The 3,698-nt window shown below is 64.4% G+C and carries 4 protein-coding genes and 1 pseudogene; 3 read left to right on the forward strand and 2 right to left on the reverse strand.

What is annotated here, in order from left to right:
- Together AC1D00_RS31535 and AC1D00_RS31540 are read right to left on the reverse strand one after the other, a co-directional pair.
- On the reverse strand, window positions 1-363 hold a 363-nt coding region (locus tag AC1D00_RS31535), incomplete at its 3' end, for a MarR family transcriptional regulator (protein ID WP_477013352.1).
- Between the two features lie 510 nt (window positions 364-873).
- Complete coding sequence (locus AC1D00_RS31540; protein ID WP_477013353.1) at window positions 874-1,377, reverse strand: DUF6163 family protein; 504 nt, start codon at window positions 1,375-1,377, stop codon at window positions 874-876.
- Between the two features lie 123 nt (window positions 1,378-1,500).
- Here AC1D00_RS31540 and hemB point away from each other — a divergent pair, with 123 nt between their 5' ends.
- The 3 genes and pseudogenes from hemB to AC1D00_RS31555 form a co-directional block, all read left to right on the forward strand.
- Entirely contained in the window at window positions 1,501-2,562 is a 1,062-nt protein-coding gene (hemB, locus tag AC1D00_RS31545) for a porphobilinogen synthase (RefSeq protein ID WP_477013354.1), read from the forward strand.
- Window positions 2,563-2,694: 132 nt separating this feature from the next.
- Window positions 2,695-3,252: an RDD family protein gene (locus AC1D00_RS31550; protein ID WP_167771048.1), complete on the forward strand. Its 558-nt coding sequence runs from the start codon at window positions 2,695-2,697 to the stop codon at window positions 3,250-3,252.
- Window positions 3,253-3,371: 119 nt separating this feature from the next.
- Window positions 3,372-3,698, forward strand: a pseudogene (locus AC1D00_RS31555) (arginyltransferase); the annotation flags it as partial.

Raw genomic sequence — 3,698 nt, forward strand, 5'->3', positions numbered from 1 at the left:
GCCCTGCGGCGTCAGGCGGATGCGCACCGAGCGGCGATCGACGCGCGAGCGCTGATGATCGAGGAAGCCGAGCTCGACGAGCTTCTTCAGGTTGTAGGAGACGTTGGAGCCGAGATAGTAGCCGCGCGTGCGCAGCTCGCCCGCGGTCAGCTCCTTGTCGCCGATGTTGTAGAGCAGCAGCGCCTGCACCGAGTTGATGTCGGCGCGACCGCGGCGATCGAACTCGTCCTTGATGACGTCGAGGAGCCGGCGATGCRGCCGCTCCACCAGAGTCAAAGCTTCCAGATAGAGCGACTGCACCGAACCCTGCTGGCCGGAGACGCGCTCTGCGGTATCTGCCGCAGTTGCGACGGCTTTCATCATGACACTTCCCCTGTTGTCGTTTTTATCGACACTTATTCGACGAAACTTGTGTCCCGCCTGATAGGTGCAACTTAAGGGGCTCGTTTGAAGATCGGCTTAAATAAGAGAATAAAGAGATCATGAATTTAAGAGAGTGAATTGCGGATTAAGCCTGTGCCACAAGGGCTTTTCGCAACCCTCTGTTGACCTTCGCAAGGTCCTGTTCACCCTCCGTCCGCCCCGGTTGTCGCATTCCAGAACAGCCCCGCCCCGTTTCGAAACGCGCGCGTAAGAGCTGTGGCGGAATGCACGGAGTCAACGAAAAGTTACCTCGAATTTTACGCAACCAACGGTCAACCAAGCGCGACATTCTCATGTCCCGGACAAGCGAAGCGCAGAGCCGGGACCCAGACAGCCAGAGCTTAGATCGCGGAGCAGTGGGCCCCGGCTCTGCAACGCATCACGCCGCAAGCGCGGCGCGCCGCATTGCGTCCGGGGCACGAGCGCAGTTTGCAGTGTCGACGTCGCGGCCTACGGCGGCCGTTCGCGCGCGGCCATCCAGGCGAGCGCCAGATAAGCGGCGAGYATGAAGACCTCGACGCCGACCACGACCAGGCTGCCGCCATAGATTCCCGGGAACATCAGCTCGATCACCGCCATCGACACCACGGTCGTCAGCCACACCACCGCGCCCCAGGGCGTTGCGAGCCACAGCCCGACGGCGGCGACGAGTTCGATCACGGCGAAGTAGACGGTCGCGGCCTGCCAGGCCATCGACTGGTTCTCGAACGCCTCGTCCTCGCCGCCGACGAAGCCGGTCACCTGCGCCCAGTGATAGAGGCCCTTGAGGATCGAGAGCAGCGCCATCACCCGCAGGAACAGCACGAGCCGGCGCGTCCAGACATTGTCGTCGGACTCCGCGCGCTCCGACGAGATCGCCGCCACCGACATGGCATTGTCTCTGGCATTGTCTCTGGCGGCGTCCCTGGCATTGGCGCTGTCGCGGGCCGCATCGCGGGTGGAGATCTCGGACATGGCTCCCTTCTGGCTGTTTCGCCCCGCAAAATCAATCGGCTGCCATCGCTTGCGGCAGGTCAAGCCGCGGTGACGGGAACCATGCGAGCTGGTATAAGAATAATTCCAGCCGGAGGAAGAGTGATGGCGATCAAATACGGGCGTCCGATCGAATTGCGCGAGGTTTCGCGCCGGGATGGCGGTTTGGCCTCCCCTGCCCTCGATCTGATCGTCCGCCCGCGCCGCAACCGCAAGGCCGAGTGGGCCCGGCGGATGGTGCGCGAGAACGTGCTCACCACCGACGATCTGATCTGGCCGCTGTTCCTGATCGACGGCAACAACAAGCGCGAGCAGATCGCCTCGATGCCGGGGGTGGACCGCCTCAGCGTGGACCAGGCCGTGCGCGAGGCCGAGCGCGCCATGAAGCTCACGATCCCCTGCATCGCGCTGTTTCCCTACACCGACCCGTCCCTGCGCGACGAGGAAGGCTCGGAGGCCTGCAACCCGAACAACCTGGTCTGCCAGGCTGTGCGTGCGATCAAGAAGGAGTTTCCCGATCTCGGAATCCTCTGCGACGTCGCGCTCGATCCCTTCACCAGCCACGGCCATGACGGACTGATCGCGGACGGCGAGATCCTCAACGACGAGACGGTCGCCGTACTGGTGCGCCAGGCCCTGGTGCAGGCCGAAGCCGGCTGCGACATCATCGCGCCCTCCGACATGATGGACGGCCGCGTTGCGGCGATCCGCGAGGGACTGGATCACGCAGGTCTCATCGACRTGCAGATCATGGCCTATGCGGCCAAATACGCCTCCGCCTTCTACGGCCCGTTCCGCGACGCCATCGGCTCGGCCAAGACGCTGACCGGCGACAAGCGCACCTACCAGATGGACAGCGCCAACACCGACGAGGCGCTGCGCGAGGTCGAGCTCGACATCTCCGAGGGCGCCGACATGGTGATGGTGAAGCCCGGCATGCCCTATCTCGACGTGGTCCGTCGCGTGAAGGACACCTTTGCGATGCCGACCTTCGCCTACCAGGTGTCCGGCGAGTACGCGATGATCGCAGCGGCCGCGGGCAACGGCTGGCTCGACGGCGACCGCGCGATGATGGAGAGCCTGCTCGCCTTCAAGCGCGCCGGCGCCGATGGTGTGCTGAGCTACTTTGCGCCGAAGGCGGCGGAGAAGCTGCGGACGCAGGGGTAAGGTCATTGTCGTCCCGGCCCCCTCGCCCCCGAATCGCCGGAATATTTCGGCTTGCTAATCGCGACGCCCTTGGCACGCGGACGGCCTGTTCCCATGTCCTGCCACGGGAGTTTCCCTTCGGGAGGATAGACCATGTCGTATTCGGACTCGGGCAATTCAGGACCCCAGGCGGGCGCCTGGCGCAATGACGGCGGGGTGCAACCGCATGCCTTCGATCCGTATCGGCAGCCGGAATTGTTCCGCGGCGTCGCAACGCGGCGGGTGTTCGCCTTCCTGATCGACATGGTCGTGATCTCGGTGCCGGTCATTCTCGGCTACCTCTTCATCGCCTTGTTCGGCGTGGTCACGCTGGGCCTCGGCTGGGCGCTGTTCTGGCTGGCCTGGCCGGCCTCGGTGATCTGGGCCATCGTCTATTACGGCGCCTGCATCGGCGGTCCGTCATCGGCGACGATCGGCATGCGGGTGATGGACCTGGAGCTGCGCACCTGGTACGGCGCGCCCGGTTATTTCGTGCTCGGCGCCACCCATGCCGTGCTGTTCTGGGTGACGGTTTCGTTCCTGTCGCCCTTCGTGGTGCTGGTCGGCCTGTTCAACGGCCGCCGGCGCCTGTTGCATGACTTCGTGCTGGGAACGGTCGTGATCAACAACTCGGTCCGCGCACCCGCGCCCCAGGGTGCCAGAACCTACTGATCAAGAACCTATCAACCAGGACCGGCTAAGCTGACTGATCAGACCTGCCGAGCAGACCAATTGACCGAGGGCTTCCGTAGCGCGATGCTGATACCCACTTCGGAGGCCCACGACGTCCCTTGACCCAACACTCGCGCGACACACCCCAATTTTACCTCACGGCGCCTTCTCCGTGCCCGTATCTGCCGGGCCGTCATGAGCGCAAGGTGTTTACGCACCTCGTGGGTGACCGCGCGGGCGATCTCAACGACCTCCTGACCCATGGCGGCTTCCGCCGCAGCCAGTCGATCGCCTATCGGCCCGCCTGCGACCAGTGCCGCGCCTGCGTGTCGGTTCGGGTCGTCGCCAACGAGTTCCGCCCGTCCCGCAACTTCCGCAAGGTGATGGCGCGCAACGCCGACATCATCGGCGAGCAGCGCAGTGCGGTTCCGACCTCCGAGCAGTAT

Source organism: Bradyrhizobium sp. P2_E8, assembly GCF_056403875.1.